Origin of the sequence: Pontiella sulfatireligans (assembly GCF_900890705.1) — a bacterium.
In the GTDB taxonomy this organism is placed as follows: domain Bacteria; phylum Verrucomicrobiota; class Kiritimatiellia; order Kiritimatiellales; family Pontiellaceae; genus Pontiella; species Pontiella sulfatireligans.
In genome coordinates this window covers 220945-239746 of record NZ_CAAHFH010000002.1, presented here as the reverse complement: position 1 = coordinate 239746, position 18802 = coordinate 220945, and the positions used below count along the sequence as shown (strand labels likewise).

Annotated in this window: 16 protein-coding genes and 1 pseudogene; 10 read left to right on the top strand and 7 right to left on the bottom strand. The window is 50.8% G+C overall.

Features of this window, described 5'->3' with window-relative positions; all coding sequences use genetic code 11:
• Nucleotides 1-7 precede the first annotated feature (7 nt).
• From SCARR_RS14095 to tnpB, 4 genes are all read left to right on the top strand, one after another.
• Entirely contained in the window at nucleotides 8-838 is an 831-nt protein-coding gene (locus SCARR_RS14095) for a hypothetical protein (protein WP_136062322.1), read from the top strand.
• Nucleotides 835-1581: a hypothetical protein gene (locus tag SCARR_RS14090; protein WP_136062321.1), complete on the top strand. Its 747-nt coding sequence runs from the start codon at nucleotides 835-837 to the stop codon at nucleotides 1579-1581. The genes SCARR_RS14095 and SCARR_RS14090 overlap by 4 nt, the downstream gene beginning before the upstream one ends.
• Nucleotides 1582-1599: 18 nt before the next feature.
• Nucleotides 1600-2082 (top strand): hypothetical protein, encoded by a 483-nt coding sequence (locus SCARR_RS14085; RefSeq protein WP_136062320.1) that lies wholly within the window; start codon nucleotides 1600-1602, stop codon nucleotides 2080-2082.
• Nucleotides 2083-2300: 218 nt separating this feature from the next.
• Nucleotides 2301-2534 carry an IS66 family insertion sequence element accessory protein TnpB gene (gene tnpB / locus SCARR_RS14080; RefSeq protein WP_168433310.1) on the top strand — a complete coding sequence of 78 codons (234 nt, stop codon included), beginning with the start codon at nucleotides 2301-2303 and terminating at the stop codon, nucleotides 2532-2534.
• Here the strand turns inward: tnpB and SCARR_RS14075 are convergent.
• The 3 genes and pseudogenes from SCARR_RS14075 to SCARR_RS29090 form a co-directional block, all read right to left on the bottom strand.
• On the bottom strand, nucleotides 2452-3072 hold the full coding sequence (locus SCARR_RS14075; RefSeq protein ID WP_168433309.1) for an IS66 family transposase: 621 nt from the start codon (nucleotides 3070-3072) through the stop codon (nucleotides 2452-2454). The two genes, tnpB and SCARR_RS14075, sit on opposite strands and share 83 nt — an antisense overlap.
• 90 nt (nucleotides 3073-3162) lie before the next feature.
• Complete coding sequence (locus SCARR_RS29095) at nucleotides 3163-3423, bottom strand: glycosyl hydrolase-related protein (protein ID WP_281281219.1); 261 nt, start codon at nucleotides 3421-3423, stop codon at nucleotides 3163-3165.
• 171 nt (nucleotides 3424-3594) lie between these two features.
• A pseudogene (locus SCARR_RS29090) lies at nucleotides 3595-4086 on the bottom strand (glycoside hydrolase family 38 C-terminal domain-containing protein); the annotation flags it as partial.
• A 163-nt stretch (nucleotides 4087-4249) separates the two neighbouring features.
• Here SCARR_RS29090 and SCARR_RS29545 point away from each other — a divergent pair.
• From SCARR_RS29545 to SCARR_RS14045, 5 genes are all read left to right on the top strand, one after another.
• Entirely contained in the window at nucleotides 4250-4405 is a 156-nt protein-coding gene (locus SCARR_RS29545; protein ID WP_136064615.1) for a transposase domain-containing protein, read from the top strand.
• Between the two features lie 84 nt (nucleotides 4406-4489).
• Nucleotides 4490-5068, top strand: a complete 579-nt coding sequence (locus SCARR_RS14060; RefSeq protein WP_136062316.1) for a hypothetical protein — start codon at nucleotides 4490-4492, stop codon at nucleotides 5066-5068.
• 369 nt (nucleotides 5069-5437) lie between these two features.
• On the top strand, nucleotides 5438-6028 hold the full coding sequence (locus SCARR_RS14055) for an RNA polymerase sigma factor (RefSeq protein WP_168433308.1): 591 nt from the start codon (nucleotides 5438-5440) through the stop codon (nucleotides 6026-6028).
• A 48-nt stretch (nucleotides 6029-6076) separates the two neighbouring features.
• On the top strand, nucleotides 6077-8116 hold the full coding sequence (locus tag SCARR_RS14050; RefSeq protein ID WP_136062314.1) for a serine/threonine-protein kinase: 2040 nt from the start codon (nucleotides 6077-6079) through the stop codon (nucleotides 8114-8116).
• On the top strand, nucleotides 8113-9159 hold the full coding sequence (locus SCARR_RS14045) for a glycoside hydrolase family 16 protein (protein WP_168433307.1): 1047 nt from the start codon (nucleotides 8113-8115) through the stop codon (nucleotides 9157-9159). The genes SCARR_RS14050 and SCARR_RS14045 overlap by 4 nt, the downstream gene beginning before the upstream one ends.
• A 95-nt stretch (nucleotides 9160-9254) precedes the next feature.
• Here the strand turns inward: SCARR_RS14045 and SCARR_RS14040 are convergent, their stop codons facing one another.
• The 4 genes from SCARR_RS14040 to SCARR_RS14025 all read right to left on the bottom strand — a co-directional run bounded on the left by SCARR_RS14040 (nucleotide 9255) and on the right by SCARR_RS14025 (nucleotide 15584).
• Entirely contained in the window at nucleotides 9255-11027 is a 1773-nt protein-coding gene (locus tag SCARR_RS14040) for an alpha-L-fucosidase (RefSeq protein WP_136062312.1), read from the bottom strand.
• Between the two features lie 162 nt (nucleotides 11028-11189).
• Nucleotides 11190-13049 (bottom strand): alpha-L-fucosidase, encoded by a 1860-nt coding sequence (locus SCARR_RS14035; protein ID WP_136062311.1) that lies wholly within the window; start codon nucleotides 13047-13049, stop codon nucleotides 11190-11192.
• Between the two features lie 42 nt (nucleotides 13050-13091).
• Nucleotides 13092-14171: a family 20 glycosylhydrolase gene (locus tag SCARR_RS14030; protein WP_168433306.1), complete on the bottom strand. Its 1080-nt coding sequence runs from the start codon at nucleotides 14169-14171 to the stop codon at nucleotides 13092-13094.
• A gap of 288 nt (nucleotides 14172-14459) precedes the next feature.
• Nucleotides 14460-15584 carry an acyltransferase family protein gene (locus SCARR_RS14025; RefSeq protein WP_136062309.1) on the bottom strand — a complete coding sequence of 375 codons (1125 nt, stop codon included), beginning with the start codon at nucleotides 15582-15584 and terminating at the stop codon, nucleotides 14460-14462.
• A 657-nt stretch (nucleotides 15585-16241) separates the two neighbouring features.
• Between SCARR_RS14025 and SCARR_RS14020 the strand changes: the two genes are divergently transcribed.
• Entirely contained in the window at nucleotides 16242-18737 is a 2496-nt protein-coding gene (locus SCARR_RS14020; protein WP_136062308.1) for a hypothetical protein, read from the top strand.
• Nucleotides 18738-18802 lie beyond the last annotated feature (65 nt).

The window sequence follows — 18802 nt, the reverse complement described above, 5'->3', positions numbered from 1 at the left end:
AAAAATTATGAACAGCCTACGCATTTCGGTTCTCTTTCTTCTGGGTTGCTGCTTTTCGGCGGACGCCCAGTGCATCCCTCTTCCTTCGTTTACCATCTACGGCGAGGTCCAGAATTTTCGGGGCGTTGCGTATTCTTCGGGTGACGATGCGGTTCTCATTGCGGAGATTGATGGCGAAGAGGTGGACCGCTGCTCTGTTGTTTCGGGTATATATCCCGGACTCAACTATCGACTGGAAATTCCCATGGCGACGTCCGACCGTGAAGGGTATGCCCAGACGGGGGATGCTGTGGAGCTCATTCTGGACTATGCAGACGACCGGCATGCCGTTGCCTCGGAAAGCGGAGATTTTCCGACGGTCGGACAGCCCGGTGGCGCCGTCCGCATTCAGATCGCGGTGGGAAGCGATATCGATGACGATGGGTTTGTGGATGAATATGAGGAACTGCTCAGCCCGTATTATGAGAGTGCCGGGAAATCCGGTGCCATCGAAGATATTTCGCCGAATGACGACTTCGACCACGACGGCGTCTCCAACTATGATGAATATATTGCCGGAACCATTCCCGTGGACGGTTCCGATCTCTTGCTGATCCGCGATTTTTATCTGGTCGGTTCCAACACCTTTGCGATCGCTTTTATGACGGCTCCGGGCCGTTCCTATACCTTGCCGAAAACGGGTCAGCTTTCGTCTAATCAGTGGGAATACGCCAGTTTTAGTCAGTCCACGAACAGTGAACCTTCCAAGCGCTTCCTTTATGCGGAAGCGGATCAGTATATGACCCTGTTTATCCAGCAGGAAACGAACAGTGCCATGTTCCGGTTGGAGGTGCAATGATGCGGTTGGGGTTTCTGCTTTCTGCCGGGGTGTTGCTTTCCGTTTGCGCGCATGCTGATTTTGTTGCCTATGACGATGCGGACGAAGCGATGTATGCGAACAATAATACCTTCTACAACGGTCAAAATGGTGGAAGTGGTTTTTCTGCTTGGACGAACGGCGTGAGCGGTAAGATGGAGACGGTGGGACTGCAGGAGCTTTCCGGATTGCACTACTGGAAAATTTCCGATGCACAAACGCTGTACCGTCCATTCGCCGACAGCGTCGGTTTTTCACAGGGGGTCCTTTCGCTGAAGGTTCTACACCAAGACGGAGGTTCAGTCCTTCTCACTTCCTCCGAAAACGAAACCTTGTTGACCATCGAAACCGGCACATTTTGGGATGAAGATGACTATGAAATGGCTGCTGGCTTTATTTTAACTTCCGGCGAAGCCACAACCTATGTGCGCTCTGACTATGCCACCGAAAATGTCATAGATTATACCATCGAATGGAACACCGAGCAGCAGACCTATGAGTTTCAGGCCGTTATTGATATAAGCGAATATTTGCCTTCTATTACCAACACGGTTTCCGGGGCGCTAGCCTTTTTGACCGAGATCGGAGGCATTGGCTTTTCGACCAAAGACGACGAAGCTCTTCATTTTGACGAAATCGGTGTGGTTCCCGAGCCGGCAGCCATTTCGCTGGTGTTGCTGTGTTCCGGCGGAATGCTATTTGTTAAACGCCGGTTTTACGTCTGAAGAACCTCGGAGAACAGTATGATGAGCAGGAAACAATCTATTGCCGGTTTGGTGCTCTGTATGGCCGTTGCGGCTTTTGCCGAGGCGCCGGGGTGGACCAATCTGGCGGGGAATGTGGTTTATGCGGTTCCGGTAGAGGTGAAGGCTAAACAGATTCTCTTTCAGCGACCGGATAGCACGAACACGTTTACCGTCGCGTTGTCGGTTTTTCCCGAAAGTGAACAGCAACGCCTGCAGCATACACTGGGGCATCTCGTCATTCCGAAGGAATTGAAGGGGGCCTATGAATTTGCGCAGCGATCGATTCTGCGGAGCCGGATCTTATACGACCAAGGGCACATAACCCTTGAGGAATTCAATAAAACGGTGCGAAAGAACCAAACTGCGCTGAGACGGCGGGCCTCCTCTTTGATTGAGCGGGAACAAGCGTCGAACTCCCAAGTGGAGCATCTGCTTGAAACACTATCCAAGGCAGGCCTCTCTTCCGCTCCGAATAAGTGATGGTTTATCCATTTCTTCCCATCGGGAGGCTGTTCCCCTGCATCTGCACGCGGCCCCATGAGCATTCGTGGCAGAGAAGGTTTGTTTCATGCCTATCCGGCTGACTCACCAGCCCCCTACATGTAGCGTAAGCGACCGAGATTCGTCCCCCTATCCAAAATTCCGCTATGAGATAATATCGGCGACTTCAATTAACCAAGGAGTCGATGATGTTTCATATGAATCAAAATCTGAAGGTGGTGCTGGCGGTTGAGCCGGTGGATTTGCGCAAGAGCTTCAACGGCTTGTATGCGGTTGCGCGCAACGAACTCGGCGACATCCCGGAGGACGGGGCGCTGTTTGTTTTTTCGAATCGCACGCGCAACCGGATCAAGGTGCTCTGTTTCGACGGGACAGGGTGCTGGGTAGGTATCCGTTGGGACAGTAGTCCTTTTTCGGATCTTGATATTTGATAAAAGTCTCGTCGGCCTGAATGTATCCGCTCGCGCGGATTTCATTTCGAAGTGCTTCATAGATCAGAGATAACCATTGGGCTACGAGATACATCCATCCGCCCATCGTTTTGCGACTGATCTCAACTCCAAAGCGTTGCTTAAAAATTTGTTCCTGCCGATAAAGCGGGAGGTGGTCGCAGTATTTACTCAGGATGATATGAAGAACCAGTCCGGTGGAAGCGTAGGAGTTTTCGATCAGTTGCTTCGGCGCGGGAGCAATCAGCGGAGCAATGGAACGGTCGTCGCGCTTCTTGTATTTGTTGCGAATGATGACCGTGCGAAAGAAGCGCGTCGGCGTGACATCTAGTTTTTCGGTGCGGACTTCGGCAATCTTTTTGTACAGCTCCGGATGGGCAAGAACTTCATCTGGATCAATAATAATGGTTTCGGTCGGGAGGTCTTTGGGAATGCGCGCATCGAGCCCCTTGTGCTTCCCTCGTTTTGATTCCTTTTGTTCTTCTTCGGCCAATTCGGCTTTCGGTTCGGCCAGCTCCAAAGCCTCTTGCAGTTCGCGAAGTTCTTCAAGCTCGAGTTCCAGCTGATCGAATGAGACTATTGCACCTCGACCTCGGCCCGCGCTGTGCGGTCATTCGGCCATCGTCAACCTTAGGGAAAGGATTTCGAAGGGCTTGATGTCGAACCGGATCTCCGAGCCTGCGGGTTTCAGGGGTTGGAGTTGTTTTTCAAGCAGGTTGACGATCGTGCAGGATTGAATCTTGAAATCTGATTGAAGGGAAACCGTGCAGCGCGTTCCGAGCGTTTCGTAAGGGCGGACGATGATCCCGTTCCCATCCTCAGCCTGTTTGATGGTTTCGATGAGTACGTTGTCGCGGTCGAGGCTGAACATGGATGTGGGGGTGTTGGCCGTGGCGCATGGCTCTGTTGTGGCCTGGAACGCGATCAGAGGATCGTTGAGTGCGTAAGCCTGCCGGATCGTTTCGGAGGACAATCCGCCCGAGTGTGGCAATAGACTATAGGTGAACTCGTGGTGGCCCGCATCGGCATCCGGATCAGGCATCGCGGGCGAGCGCAACAGGGTGATCCGCATGACGTTGTCTTTGACGTCGTGTCCATATTTACAGTCATTCAGCAGGCTGACTCCGTAGTCCGGCTCGCTCAGGTCGATCCACTTTTGGGCGCAGCTTTCGAATTTCGCCCAGTCCCAGCTGGTGTTCTGATGCGTGGGGCGTTTGACGTGTCCCCATTGAATTTCGAAGCTGGTCTGTGGAGTGCGGAGCTCCAAGGGAAAGGCCGCTTTGAGCAAGACGTGGCGTTCGTTCCAATCCACTTCTGTTCGAAAATCCAGACGGGCACCGTTGTGGGTCAGTGAGACTCGCTGAACGATCGAACTGTTTAGAATAGCGCGTTTTATTTCCAAACACGCGCGGAGCGGTCCGGACTCAACCACCTCGATGGAGGTGGCGGGCGCCGCAGGAAACACCTTGTCGTCGTAGAAAATATCGATATCCCACGCGTCCCAGTCCAGCGGCCGATCCTCAAACGCGAGGAACCGGTTGGCGCGAGGCTTTCCGCGGTTTCCAACGCGACACGAACGGCGGCGATGTAGTCCCGCGTCGCGGGATCAATGGAAACGACCTCGCAGGTTTCCATAAAGAGCTTGTGCGGCGGCTTTTCGTTGTAGTAGCCCCGACTCCGGCCAGACCAGTGCAGTCATTTACAGCCTCATTGAAACCTGCCGCAAACTCGATATCAATCCGGCCGTCTACCTTCGTGAAGTCCTTACGGCTTTACCGACGATGAATCAATCCGAAGCAGCCGATTGGACGCCTGCCCGCTGGAAGTCATCCCGAGAAAACACCTCTTCGTAACCCTGTCAATGCGGACCCCGAAGAGCCGCATACTACGTTATAGCCACTGCCGAAACGCTTACAGGAACATTTGATAACTATCCCTTGGCCTCAGGAAACGGTGTCATCGGGCAGACAGGATATTATCTGCACTATGTTGATGGGCCTAGCGGAGATCATATCCAGATCAATAAATCCGTATCACCAACGAGCTCAGGAGTTGATCTGCGGGCCTGCCAGGCCGCTGAGGGCATCTATGTGGAATTCATTGCTTACGATGTTGAGAGCGATGGAATCATCCGTTTGGCCCTGCTCGGTGCGGATGGCGCCGCCATCTGGACGGATTCGGTTAACGTTACCGCCGGATCGCGGTTTGTGGCGCGCTTCCTTGTGCCGGGGCTTGAGCTGGGCGGCTCGTATCACTTCAAGGTACGCGACGAGGTGGGCAAGTGGTGGGACGCGCCCGGCGTCACCGTGGGTGATTTCGGCGCGAAACTGAAGAGCGCCACGCTCGCGGGAATTACGTTGACGTTCGACAGCGTGCCGGGCCGCGCGTACGAAATTCAATGGTTGGAAGAGCTGGGCGATGACTGGAGCGTTATCAAAACGATCGTCTGCGACGAGCGCATCGACCAGCGTGTTGGTGGATTATCCGTCCTCGGACGGTCGGTCCGGCTTCTTTAGAGTTCAAGCGAAATAACCGCACCCCGTAATGGGTGTGACCTTAAGGAGTTTCGGCCAATAAAACTTCAGTTTGTCCAAAGGAAAATCCTCCGCGCGCAGCGCCTCTCTAGCGCAGCGGTTGTAAAAAAGAATCCATGCAATCGCTATTTTTTCTACGACCATTTCCGTAGTTCATTACCCGATCGCCGCCATCTGGACCACCGGGCCATCCGATCGGCTCCCGCAAAGCCACTTTGAGGAGCTGGGCGTCGTTATGCGCGGTTATGCCGGCAAGATCTCTCGCCGATGGGCTATAAAGCGCTGCAGAGGGATTGTGGCGCGCAATGTGAACGGGTATATTGCAGGCAACTGGAACTGGGAACCGCTTTTATGGACAATAAATATGTTACACGTAAGACGCTTCTTCAGCGTGCCCTGGACCCGAACGATGACGGGGCGTGGGCGGAATTTGTCCGGTACTATAAAGAATTTATCCTCATGCTGCTACGCAAGATGAATGTGTCATCAACGGATTCCGATGACATTACGCAGAATATTCTGGTTCGGATTTGGAAAAAGCTGGAGGTATACGATGCCGAACAGGCCAAGTTCCGTACGTGGTTTTCCTCGCTTGTTCGTAACGAGGTCTATTCTTACTACGCTGCTCAGCAAAGGGTGCAAAAAAAACAGGATGCCCTTGAAAATGAAATGGAAGCTGAGCTTCAGGTAGACGAAGAGTTCGACAAGATGGTGGAGCGAGAGTGGTCGATCTATGTCACTAACGTGGCGATGAGGCGGATTAAGAAAAGTTTTACCGGTAATGCCATTCAGGTATTTCAGCTGACGTTGGACGGGGTGGATGCAAAGGAGATTGCCGAACGGTTGGATATTAGTATTAACACCGTTTATGCCCTGCGCAACAGGGTTAAGCAAAAGCTACACGAAGAGATTAAAGCCCTTCGGGAAGAGTTGGAGTTATAGGCCCATCAAGGGTGGAGCGGATACTAAAGATGGGTGTGAGATAATTCTGTGAGTGATCGTGGGAAAGATGTGGATCTATTCGATGGTGTCGATGAACGTTTGGCGCAATTTTTCGAGATGTCCGATGAAGAGATCGCGGATGAGCATGATTCCCTGTATATCCGTATTCGTGATCTTGATGAGCGCTATAGCCCGATCGAAACGATTGCCGTCGGAGGCATGAAAGAGATCAGTCGGGTTTACGATGCTAGGGCGGATCGCTTTGTGGCCATGGCGCAGTTGCTTCCCGATGCTCCGGAAGACCTTTATGAACCTTTTTTACGTGAGGCCTGCCTGACCGCACGTTTGGAACATCCCAACATTATCAACGTGTATAATATCGGCGTTAACGATGAGGGGCGTCCCTTTTTTACCATGGAATTGAAGGTGGGTGATTCCCTGTCCGATATTCTTAAAAAACTGAATGCGGGTTCGCGGGACTACATGCGCCGGTATCCGCTCGAGGAGTTGCTGGAAATCTTCATGAAGATCTGCGATGCCATGGCGTATGCCCATGCCCAGGGCGTCGTGCATCTCGATTTAAAACCATCCAATGTTCAGGTTGCTCCTTACGGAGAGGTGAAAGTCTGCGACTGGGGACTGGGCCGTTTTCTCGATCCCAATGCTGAACAGAGAAATAAGCGTCGTCTCCATGTTGATCTGCTGAATACCATTCCGCCCTTCGGTGCGGCCCGCGGAACGCCGGGCTACATGGCTCCGGAGCAGGTTGAGCGTGGCGCTTCCGTCTCGTATCAAACCGACATCTATTCTCTTGGAGTCATTCTTTATACTATACTGGCGCTCAAGGATCCTTTTTCCAGCGAGGATGATGTGCATGCAATTATGCAAAAAACCCTTATTGGTGAAATTCCGCCGTTACCGCACATGGTGCCCTTGAGTCTCCGGTCGGTGGTTGAAAAGTGCATGTCGCATGAACCCGGTAAACGCTATGCCAACGTTGAAGAGCTGCGTATGGAAATCCGCCGCTATATCGATGCTTTCCCCACCACAGCGGAAAGTGCGGGAATGATGCGACGGGCGCGGCTTTTTTACAAACGCAACCGTCGCATTTGCCGAACCGGTCTGGTGGGGCTGTTGTCGGTTGTTTGCGTTGCAATCCTCTTTGAGGTTGCATTGATTGAGCGAAACCGGCGCGCGCTCGCGGCCCGGCTTGCCGCGATTGAATCAAAACAATTATATGAGCAGGAAAAGGATGCCGCTGCTGACATGAAACGCGAGTTTTCCGGCGAACTCAAATTCATGAGTTGGCAGTTTTCAACGGTATCGAGTCAAAGCGCTCCGGCGGATGAATATATCTATAATGAATTGCTGCGTCGGCTTGAAATGGCAGGCGATCTGAATCCGTCTGATGCGCAGAGCCGGGTCGGACGTGGCATCATTCTTTTTACACTCCAGCGCTTTAATGAGGCCGCAGAAGTGTTAGAAACCACGCCGAACTGGGCCTGGGCAATCCGGGAGCTGGCGCAGCAGTATGGTCAGAAAAAGGCGGATGATCAGCGGCTGAGTGCTGAGGCGATGGCAAGCCTGATCCGGGAGCTACGGGAACGAAGCCGCCGTCCGTCCACGATTCTGCTGATTGATAGAATGTCGGCTTATGATTTGAGTCGAAGAGAGGATCTGTCAGAATGCGCAGTGGTGGTTGAGGCTCTGCTTGAAGTTTATAGCGAGGGGTGGAGTGAGCACATTTATCGTTATGATGCAGGAGCACGGCATCTGATTCTCGGGGGAAAAGGTCTTTGGGATTTAAAGAGTGATCGGCTGGATGACACAGCATTAAGTCCGCTTCGCTGGTTGAGACTGCATACTCTTGAGCTGCGGGGGATGGGTTTTTCCATGCTCCAACAACTGAATGATCTTTCGGTCGTTAGGTTGGATCTGCGTGATGTGAGTGGATCGGTATCCGCTGACGTTTTTCAGAACTTTTTGCTTATCAGTGAGATTGTGGTCAGGCCGGGGCGGATGTCGGAGCCTGTTCGGAATGAATTGCCCTCCCATATTTCCGTTGTCGAACTGCCGGAGTCTCTATGAATGCATTGAAGATATATTGCGTTGCACTGCTTTTTGCGGCTTGCGAGGTTGGAGCCTCTGGCTTGGTCGATCCAGCCTCGCCCACGAACTCCGGCCCCAAGGGAGCGGTTCTTGTTTTCAGCGATGAATTTAATGGACCGACGTTGAGCAAGGAAAAGTGGAATGTCGGGATCAATCAGGAAAACACCCTGCATGGGAGGCTGGACTGCTCGTACAGTGAGAGGAATATCAGTTTTCAGGATGGAAAAATGGTTTTCACGGCGAGGCATCACCCCGATGGGGTAAGGGGAAGGCTTCCGGAAGAGTCGCGAATCTACAAGTATTCATCGGGAGCGATTAATTCCGCCAACAAATTCTATGTGCGGCAGAACATGTATGTTGAAGCCCGGGTAAAACTTCCGACTAACAAGGGCGGGTATTGCATTTTTTCAGCCATGCCCAATTCCGCTGCAAACGCCGGATTTAAAGATCCAACGGAAAGGATGGAAATTCGTTTTTTTGAGTACGTCGCCTCGGAAGATCGCCGCATCTTCGCGAGCCTTTTGTGGTTCAATGATTATCTGCGCAGTGAGATCCCATCCGATTTGAGCGAATCTGACTATTTTAGGATTGCGGATGATCATTACGTCATTACTGCGCTCGACCGAAAGGCGAGGTGGACCGGAAGCACTTCGCCATTACCTGTACTGGATTGGTATGAATGGTACGAATGGAATGACTTCGTTACGGTGGGATTTGTGGCGACTCCCCGGCAGCTGGATTGGTTTATTGTAGAAGATGGTCCCGTGCTGAACTCTCCTCCCTACATGAGTTTTTCTGGGGCGACAGTGCACAGCCCCGCACATAAGAGCCGGGTCAATCGGGAGGACGGTAAAGAGGATGTCTGGCGTCGCGATGTCCCGGGTGACCTTGAAAATAGTCTTGTTCTCGATTTCAGTCTTCGCGAGGCCGACTGGGCAGGCGGGCCTATCTTGAAAGAAGAACTGCCCAGTCGGATGGTCATCGATTATATTCGCGTTTATCAATTGTCGGAAACAGAGTGATCTCGCTTAATACGTCCTTCAGATAATAAAAACAGGCCGTGCATTTCAAAATGGAACGGCCTGTAAAAGGTTGGGAGTTAATTTTAATTAGGTGCTTACTTCTCCGGCAGGGGCACGGGCGGGGAGAGCGTGTTGCCTAGGCTCATGATTCTAACCTTATCCAGTCTAACACCAACGGGCTCGCCTGAGACATAACTTGGCGACTGGACCGTTAGTTGAATGGGGCAGTCGGCCTGTAGGGTTAGTGGCCTCGTTTCTACGGAAATGGTTTTTTCGGCGCTGGCATCCACTTCCAGAATGTGCGACGTGCCATCCACAAGTAATTCGATTCTGCATGGCTGGTCGGGCGATAAGATTTCGGGAACAATTTTATAGGTTCCGCTCTGGCTCAGGGAGAAATCCCACGTGTAGCCCGTGGTCACTCCAGGACTGAAGCAGTCCGGCCCATTGCGTGCAATCCGTCGATACGCATCCTTCTCGTTAAGGCTGAAAAGGCCCGGAGCCTCCGGCTTAAGTTGCGGAGGACGGATGTCGAGGGGGCCCTCCAGTTCGACCACAATAATCTGGACCGGCCACTGTGTGGCGGCCGAGGAGAGAGTGATCGCCATACTGCCTGCAGAACCGCGAACCGTTAGGTCGCTCTTATCCTTATCGTGCAGGAGATAGGCGCGTTTGACCGGGCTGTACAGTCCGGGCATGGGGAGGGATCCATCTTCGGGCAGATCGTGAACATGCAGGTACAGTTTTCTCGGTCTAAATGTCGCACATCCATAGGGTAGGTTCTCGTAGAAGGGCTGAGGTTCCGTGCCGTGAATGGCTTCTTTATGTATCTGCATCCACTCTCCGACACCGCGTAAAACATCTGCTTCAAACTCCACAATGGAGCCATCGCCACGGGGGCCGATGTTGAGTAGGTATACGCCGCCGAGAGACGCCACTTTAGAGAGATGTTCGATCTTTTCGGCGATCTTATCTTTCAATCCCAACCGCTCTTGCCATGTACGATATCCCCATGTTTTGTGGTAGATGGTTTCGGGACTTTGCCAAGGCTCTCGAATGGCTGCCTCCGGGGTCACGTTGTCTCCCACAACGGTGAAATCGCCCTGATGATTCCACACTCTGCCACTCACGGCACAATGGGGTTGTGCGTCTCGCACGGTTTGGGCGAACCGTACGCTCTGATTCCACGTCGGTGCACCCATATCAAACCAGATCTCGGCGAGCTCACCATACTGGGTGGTTAGTTCTCTGAGCTGTCTGACGTTGATCTCTTCAAGTCCCTTCGGAATCGGATTGGAATTCTTCTGAGGTTCCGGGGTGTTTCCTTCCGGGTGCGACCAGTCGATATTGGAGAAATAGAGACCAAGCTTGAGACCATGGCGCTTGCAGGCTTCCGCAAGTGAGCCGACTACATCCCGACCGAACGGTGTTGCATCGACGGTATTGAACGTTGTCGTTTCTGTATGAAACAGGCAAAACCCGTCGTGGTGCTTACTGGTAATGACGATATATTTCATGCCCGCCTGTTTGGCCAGGAGGCAGAGGGCATCGGGATCCCATTGGGCGGCAGTGAATTGCTCTGCCAATTTCGCGTATTCAGCTCGCGGAATATCCGCCCAGGCCATAATTTGCTCACTGTATCCTTTCTTTATAGGTTCTTCATCCCACACCCCCGCCGGAATGGAGTAGAGTCCCCAGTGAATGAAGAGCCCGAATTTCAGTGCCCGCCAGTCGTTCAGAGTATCCGCCGATGCGCGATCCGCGTATCTCCGCAGTGCTGTGTCTGAGACCACGTCTGCTGCTTGTGCGCAAAAACTTGTTAACACAAAACAGGTGATTGCAGTCAGAAAATTTAGTCTCATTGTCATATTATATCCTTGTTGATGTGTGGCTCCCTTGTGAGTTTCGGTATCTAATGTTCGGCTACGAAGCAGAACTCGGTGAGATTAACGATTTCTCCTCAAGAGCTCTTCCCTCCACTCAGGGATGTTGCGTGAGAGGGAATGCCAGAGGCGGGGATGATATAGGTCTTATTTTCTCTTGATCACCAGATATTTCAAGAGTCCGGCTTCTTCACCGATGAGTTGATCGATCTGAAGTGCGAGTGTAGACTTGCCATTCAGTTTTACATTTTCAAGTGTGACGATTCCCTTCCCGGCATGCCTGAACGATGCAATCACGGCGTTGTCTTTGAGAAGCTTAAAGTCGGCTTCATCATGTATTTCGGGTTGGTTCCACATCTTCTTGGGTTTATCAAAATAGATATCGATGTCGTAGTTTCCGGCTTGCTCCACATCAATCTGCCATTCGGGGTAGGTGTCTGAATTTTTCCATCTGTAGATGTATTCGCTCTCTTCTTGGCCGCTGCCATAGGTGAATCCCTTTTCGGGGCCCGAAACCTGTGCTTCAAAAACGTGCAGTTTGTTTTTCATGTTCGCAATGATGTACTGCCTAGAAGATGGGGTTATGTTTCCTTCATAGGTCAGTTTGATCACCGGAATATTTTCCTGAAGCAGTTCTTCCGAAACGGAAACCGTACAGATATTCGCCGCCTGTTCGGTGTTTAACACGGAGCCGCTTTTCAAGGACGAGGCACAGAGCAAGTTGTTTGTCAGTCCGTAGAGTTTTATCATTCCGTCGGCTGGTTTCTGGAGGATATGCAGGTAGAGATTATTACCTTTGGTTGTGATCTGGCCCCAGCTTTGGGCGGGCAGGCCGGAGTATCCGCAACCGCGAATCGATTCTCCGTTTATTTTCAGCCAGGCGCCGATTCCCCTTAAAACATCTGCATCGGCTGCGTCAATGGTTCCATCGCCTTTCGGGCCAACATTGAGCATGGTGTTTCCAGATTTTGCGGTGGCTTTAATCAATACTTCAATCAGCTCTTCCGGCTTTTTGTGCGTTTTATCAAACTTGTGATAGCCATAGCTTTCGGTGGTGGTCGGGATGCCTTCCCACGGGGCATCAAGCAGCCGAAACTCGATGGCTTTGTCATTGGTAGAAAGGTAATCGCCCAGATCCGCGCCGATCCGGCTGTTAACAATGACGTTGGGATTTTCCGCACGCAGCGCTTTCAGCAGTCTGTTGTTTTCCCACTGGGGTGCACAGAAGGCGACATCGAACCAGAAGATGGCGGGGTCATACTTTCGTGACAGCTCCAAAACATGGGGGATGGCAACTTCATCGAAATACTTGCCGACATTCAGCGCATGTTCTTTATTTTTGGTCTGCAGATACCAGCATCCTCCACTGTTTACTGGGTGATTGAATTCCCATCGATTATAGGTTCCGTAAGGGTGGCTCCATTCTTGGGCCTGGCTGTAGTAGAAGCCAAGTTTGATGCCGAACTTGTCGCAGGCCTTTTTCAGTTCCATCATGGGGTCGCGTTTGAACGGGGTCATGCCCATGTCATAGTCATTTACATCGCTCTGCCACACGGCGAAGCCGTCATGGTGTTTTGCGGTAATCACCAGATATTTCATGCCTGCCTCGGAGAGCAGTTGGCACCATTCATCGGCATTGAATTTTTGGGGGTTGAATTTTTTGACTACGTTTTCCTTGTAGTCGGCGACGGTGATTTTGGCTTGGCGCATAATCTGTTCGGCATAGCCCGGGACGCCGGTAATCTGCTTTCCTTCATACTCCCCGCCCAGCGCGCTGTAGGCCCCCCAGTGCATCATGCAGCCGAATCGGGCATCTGTCCACCATGCCAACCGTGCGTCCCGGGTCTGTTGTGATGCCTTGTACCACGCAGACTCCCTGACTGATTTTGTTGATTCGTTATTCAGCGCCACGAGCTCGTCGTCATATCCAGGGTTTGCGTGAGCAGAATGAAGTATGCCGATGCAGAGAAGAGAAATTGACAATCTGTTTATCGAGTGGATTTTCATAGGTTTTCCTTCTGGTTTGAACTGAATGCGTATACAAATTTCTTAATTGTTGGTGTCCTGTTGATACATAGCCTTGAAGGTTTCAACCGCTTGGGCCGTGGTCTCAGGGCATGGTTTCCCTTCATATCCATCAAGAAACCACTTTAACGGGCCCCATTGGGTGTGCATGACGCCCTGCATGCGTTGAGAGATGATACCGCTCTTGGCAGACCGGGCGCGCAGCATTTCCTCAATTTGCCATGTTGCCACATTGGGGACGTGGTGTGAGCAACTGATGACATTGAAGCCTTTCATGGCAAAGTAGGATGCTGTGGGAGGTGTTCGTCCGTATTGCCAGTCGCAGATGATAATTTCTTTTGAAATCAAATCAATGGCGGGGTGTGTGCCGTTGAATGAAGCGGCCCACTCACCCAACCCGGTTGTTTTCCCATCAAGCAGGCGGTCGCCCCACATATACATGTTCAGATTTTTTTCTTTCAGGTGCTCGTAAATACGGTTTGCTTCACCTGCAAAGAGTTCTGCTGTGTTTTTGCCTTTGCATCGATTACAGCCATCCTCTCCAAGAATAAACACTTCGTCCATTCCCACATGCATGGCCGAGCACTCAAAAGCTGCAGCGATTTCGTCAAGCACGGAAAAAACCACGTTGTGTACCTCCGGGTGAAGAGGGCAGTAACTACGGCAATAGAATTTCTCGTCGTGGATCTTGTCCCCCGGGTTTTCTTCGAAGTCGGGGTATACCTTGAGGAGAGAATGAATGCCGTCCTTTTTCCATGATTGATGTCCCAGCAGGTTCACCAAGGGCATGAGCTCGATATCGTTTCTCCGGCAGGCGTTCAGGATCTTTTTAATTTGTTCCTTGCTCAGCGCACTTCTTTCTGCCAGTTCGGGATGAGACTTAAACTCATAGTTGTAGTTAATGCGGACAATCAAAAGGTTTAGATCCGTTTTTGAGAGTTCGGTATCAATAAATTCAACAAAACGATCAACTTGGGCGGGTTGTGGAACAGGAATGCACCACCCTCGAACGGGTAGGGTCGAAACATTCTCCTGAGCTGAAACAGAGACGATGCTCAGCAATATTGCCAAGTGAAAGATTGTGTGTTTGATCATGCGGGTCATAAATATAAATCCTCGAATTGTGTTTTTAAATCGCGCATTCAGCGCCCTTGTTTTCCCATTGTGAAACTTACCCCTAAGCGGATCATCCGCAACGGCCAAGATCATCTATAAGTTTATAATGTATGGATAGCGCAATTCTATACACATAGAAGGAAACGAGTGCTAGCAACCTGTCGGAGTTAACACCCCGAGATCATCCCAGTTTCCAGTGACCGGATTGAATATCCGGCGATAACGGGGAATGACAGGTTTTTGGAATGGTTGCCGTTGCAGGGATTAGAGAGGAAACTAAACCCGAAGAAATAGTTTTTTTATGAAAAGCCAATATAGAAAGCCCCATTTAATGGCAATTAATCCGAAGGCTAAAACTAACTTTTTCAGATCAGCATCAGAGCAGATATTGGCGAGTCCTCCGAAGAAATAATGCTGAATATCGCCAAAGTTGACATAGTGCTGCCCGACATAAATCGTAATTGAATTCATTCCGATCGGGATGAAAAACCAGCCCATCCACTTTTGTTTCCAGACGTCGATGACGGTATAGAATATGGAGAGCAGCAGGAGGGACCACCCAGCGGTCCAGAGAATGAAGGATGGTGACCACAGGTCTTTAATGATGGGGAAGAAAAAGCTCCAGATCCATCCGAAAAACAGAAAGCCAAGGCCCGCTCCGAAAAGCTCCAGCCCGCAGCGTAGTTTTGCGTTGGGATAGGATTTTATTCGTTGCCCGGTTAAGGCTCCCAGTAGGCACAGCATTCCTGCTGTAATCACCCGAATTGAGCCTTCGGGGTCATAAACCTTTCGATATAGGTTTGTGGAGATAAGACTCCGATCCATCCAGGCCGCGAGATTATTTTCAGGAGTGATCCCGGATTCTTTTCCGGGGAAGGGCAGATAAAGCATTACGAGATGGTAAGCCAGTAAGACCCCTATAATCGTAAAAACCTTTTTCTGCCAGCTTTCCACATGCAGCGAAAGACTGGCTCCGATGAGGTAGCTCATCCCAATAAGCCACAATACGGTGTAAAATCGAACGGCACTGGGATTAAATCTAAAAACACTGAAACTCAACCCGATTATAATTAAAAGAACCGCTCGTTTCACAATCTTTAATTGAAGCCGCCTCGGCGCAACCCCTTTTTCTTTTTTGGATAAGATGGAGTATGGAATTGTAACTCCGGACATAAAAACGAAGAGGGGGAAAACAAGATCTAGAAAATGAAATCCCTCCCATTTCACATGCCTCAGTTGAGCCTTCACTTCCAGGATCCAGTCATGGGGGAGTCGAAGCACCTCCAGCAGAGCAATCAGCAGGCCGCTGCCCCCAATAATCCAGAACATATCAAAGCCCCGAAGGGCATCAAGCGAGGCGAGGCGAGGCGGTTTTGCTTCTTGTTCGATTTGATGTCCCATAGCTTTTTTAGATGAAATGTAGAAACACGAACTTTAAATTTACTCTTCCTGAAGAGGAAGAGTAAATGGCGATATCCTGAATCCGTTGGTTGAAATATTATAAATCCTCGAATTATGTTTTTAAATCGCGCATTCAGCGTCCTGGTTTTTCCCTTGTGAAACTTACCTCTAAACGGATCACCTGCAATGTTGAGCTTCTTTATGAGCTTATAATGTCTGGATAGTGAAATTCTATACGCGTCGGAAGAACTTTTTCAGTGTCGGATGTGGTTTTTGATTCGGGCCCGCTGGATCCGGCAGGGCCAATCGTGATTGGCTCCTTGAATATCCAGCGCTCGGATCTGTAACTAATCTGATGGACGATATGGAACCGATTGCGTTGGTTCATTTAATCTGTTCCCAAACTCTGGGACCCCGGCAAGCGTCGTCGGCCCTAGCGGTTTCCAATCCTTTAAAGACCTCTAAGGAATCCCTCCAATCCATCCCTTGAGTCGGGCTGTGCGGGGTGTGGTTCCGAATGCACGAATGGGATGCTCAAAAATTGCAAATTCACTTTTTTTCACTCATCTGTATAGAAACCGCATGATCAGCTGTTATCTATAATTATATAGCGTAAACAAACTGTGATACGCTCTAAACTACGAACAGGAGAAACAGATGAAGAGATCGTGGATAATAGCAACAACAACGGCAATGGCTATGAGTTTTGCCGCACAAGTCGCAAACGCTGCGACGGTGGTGGATACGTGGACGTTTGATGCTAGTAGCGCAACGTCGGGAGAAGAACCTTCAAACAACGGCATTCTGCTGGGTGATTTCGATTCCACCCTTCAGACCGCTGCACAGGTGGACGGGACGTTTAAATTTGATCCAATCACCAGCGGCACGGCTTCCGATCTGTCGGCCTGGAGCCTGCTAAATGAATCCATTGATATGAGCGCGGGGTATGCCCAATTCACTCTGAATATTGACAGTGTAGATATGTCAGGCGACCCCGCGACTGCCAATGCGTTTGGCATCCAACTGGCGAACTCGGGTGATGCCGGAGATTTTTTGCAGTTAAATTTCGGGTTGAACTGGAACAAAACGATCATGCAATTTATTCTCACCGGCAAGATCGATGGTGTAGCCATTACTGAGGGCGCGACAGCTAATAAGTATATAAACCTGCCAACTCTGGCTGAAACGGATGTACAGGCTACAGCGAAATTAAATGTTGATGCAGGCACCTTGACGCTCTCCGTCGTCGGCTTTGATGATAAGGTTATGACCATTGATAACGATCTGTCTGGACTTGATAAACTGGACCGGATTCGTACCTATCAAAGAAATTTCCTCGGGGCCGGGGATTTCATCGTGTTCGATTCCATTACTGTTGAGAAGGACGCGTCGGTGCAGACGGAAGCCGAATACGGGTATGCTGAAGTCTGGGACATGGATGACAACGGTCAGTTCCAGCTCTCAACCAATGGCACCAGTCTTGGTTCGACCTTTGATACGAATAACAACAGCATCACGCAGATCGACGATGACGGAACCTTTATCTTTTCGCCAACATCGGTTTCCGGAAATGATACGATTTTGCTTTCTACGCCAATCGTTCTGACGAACGGTGCTACGAGCAAGGTGAAGCTTTCGTACGATCTTTCATCGGTCGATTTCTCTGTTGATCCGGCCACGCGGACGACCCTTGATGTGATCCTGATGGATTCTGCTTCGTCGGATTCCCTGACCATTAGGCTCCTCGATGTGAACACCGGCGATACACTGCGAGGGCAGGTCTATCTGCGGGAAGCCGGGACGATTCCTAATCTCTTCCTCGGAAACCAGGATGTGTCCCCGACTTTATCGCTCAGCGCACCTGCGTCTATCTCCGTCGAGCTGGACTATGAGGCCGGCTCATACGCTTGGGATATTAATGGAGTAACCGGTACTGGCGCTGTGGACTTGTCCGGGTTAGGTATCAATCGTTTTGATTCGCTGAAGATTTATTACAACACCTGGTCAAACAGCACCGATCAGGCCGTCTTAGACAGCCTGAAGGTTGAGACTTTTGGAAATGCTTCCAGTGGGCCTCATCCGTTGTCTGCGTATGTGATCAATTATCAAATGGACGATAACATCGGTACGACTCCCGATGAGTTGGCGCAAACCGGGAATGATTATTTAGGCCAGTTCAATACCGTTCCAGGGCCTGCCGCAGATGGCGCGGGGAATCTGTTTGTTACGAATGCTACGGCTGCGGTTCAGTCGATGAAGCATATTTTTGATTCCGTTCGAACAAATGGTGTATTTGTGGCGGAGTGGCGTTTGAGCGAGTGGGATTTCTCCACAGCAGTGGACGGAAAAGGTGTAAAGGTGGGGCTTTTTGATGCCAGCCACGCGTTATACTTGGAATATGTCGCTGACAACGTTAACGGCCACTGTGAAATTCGTTCCTGGCAAAGTGGAGATCCGGCATTTGACTTCGGAAACACCACTGAAATTCCGCTGGTTAGCGACGGGACAGGTGTTGTCATTCAGGCGGAATTTAATCTGGATGATTTGACCTACACGGTATCCTGGAAATTCGATACCGATGCCGCATTTACAACATTTGTTAATGCCAAGGCGTTTAATGCAGGGTTTGTGGATAAATTCGATGCGATAGAGCTTCGGCCCGGCGACGGAACTCAAACTGCATCAATCGATTATATCACGGTGACAGATCCGAACCCCCCGGAGGCAAGTCCCGGGGCGATGTATCTCGCATGGCTGACGACGTATTCCGAACTCGGCACAGCGACGAACCTGACCGACAATCCGGATGGGGATATGCTGGACAACCTGGCGGAGTATGCTCTCGGTGGAAATCCGGTTGACGGTGCTGATACCGGAATTGGCTCTGTGGTCGGAACTGCGGTAGATGGTGGAACGAACTATTTGGAATATGTTCATGCCATTCGGGACGATGCGGACGCCCGCGGCCTGACCTACTATCTGGAAAGCGATGAGAATCTGATCGTGGCACCGGGCTGGGTCAGTGCGGTCTACGAAATTGTCGGAACAAATCTCAATTATGAGGTTTCTGGATTCGACTCGGTCACCAACCGGATTCCTACTGATGCCAAGGATCAGCAGTTCCTGAAGCTGAAGGTAGAATCTTTCTTGTAATTCAGGCTAAACGCCATGTTGGTTAAGCAAAAGGGCCTGCATGTAGCAGGTCCTTTTGTGTAGTA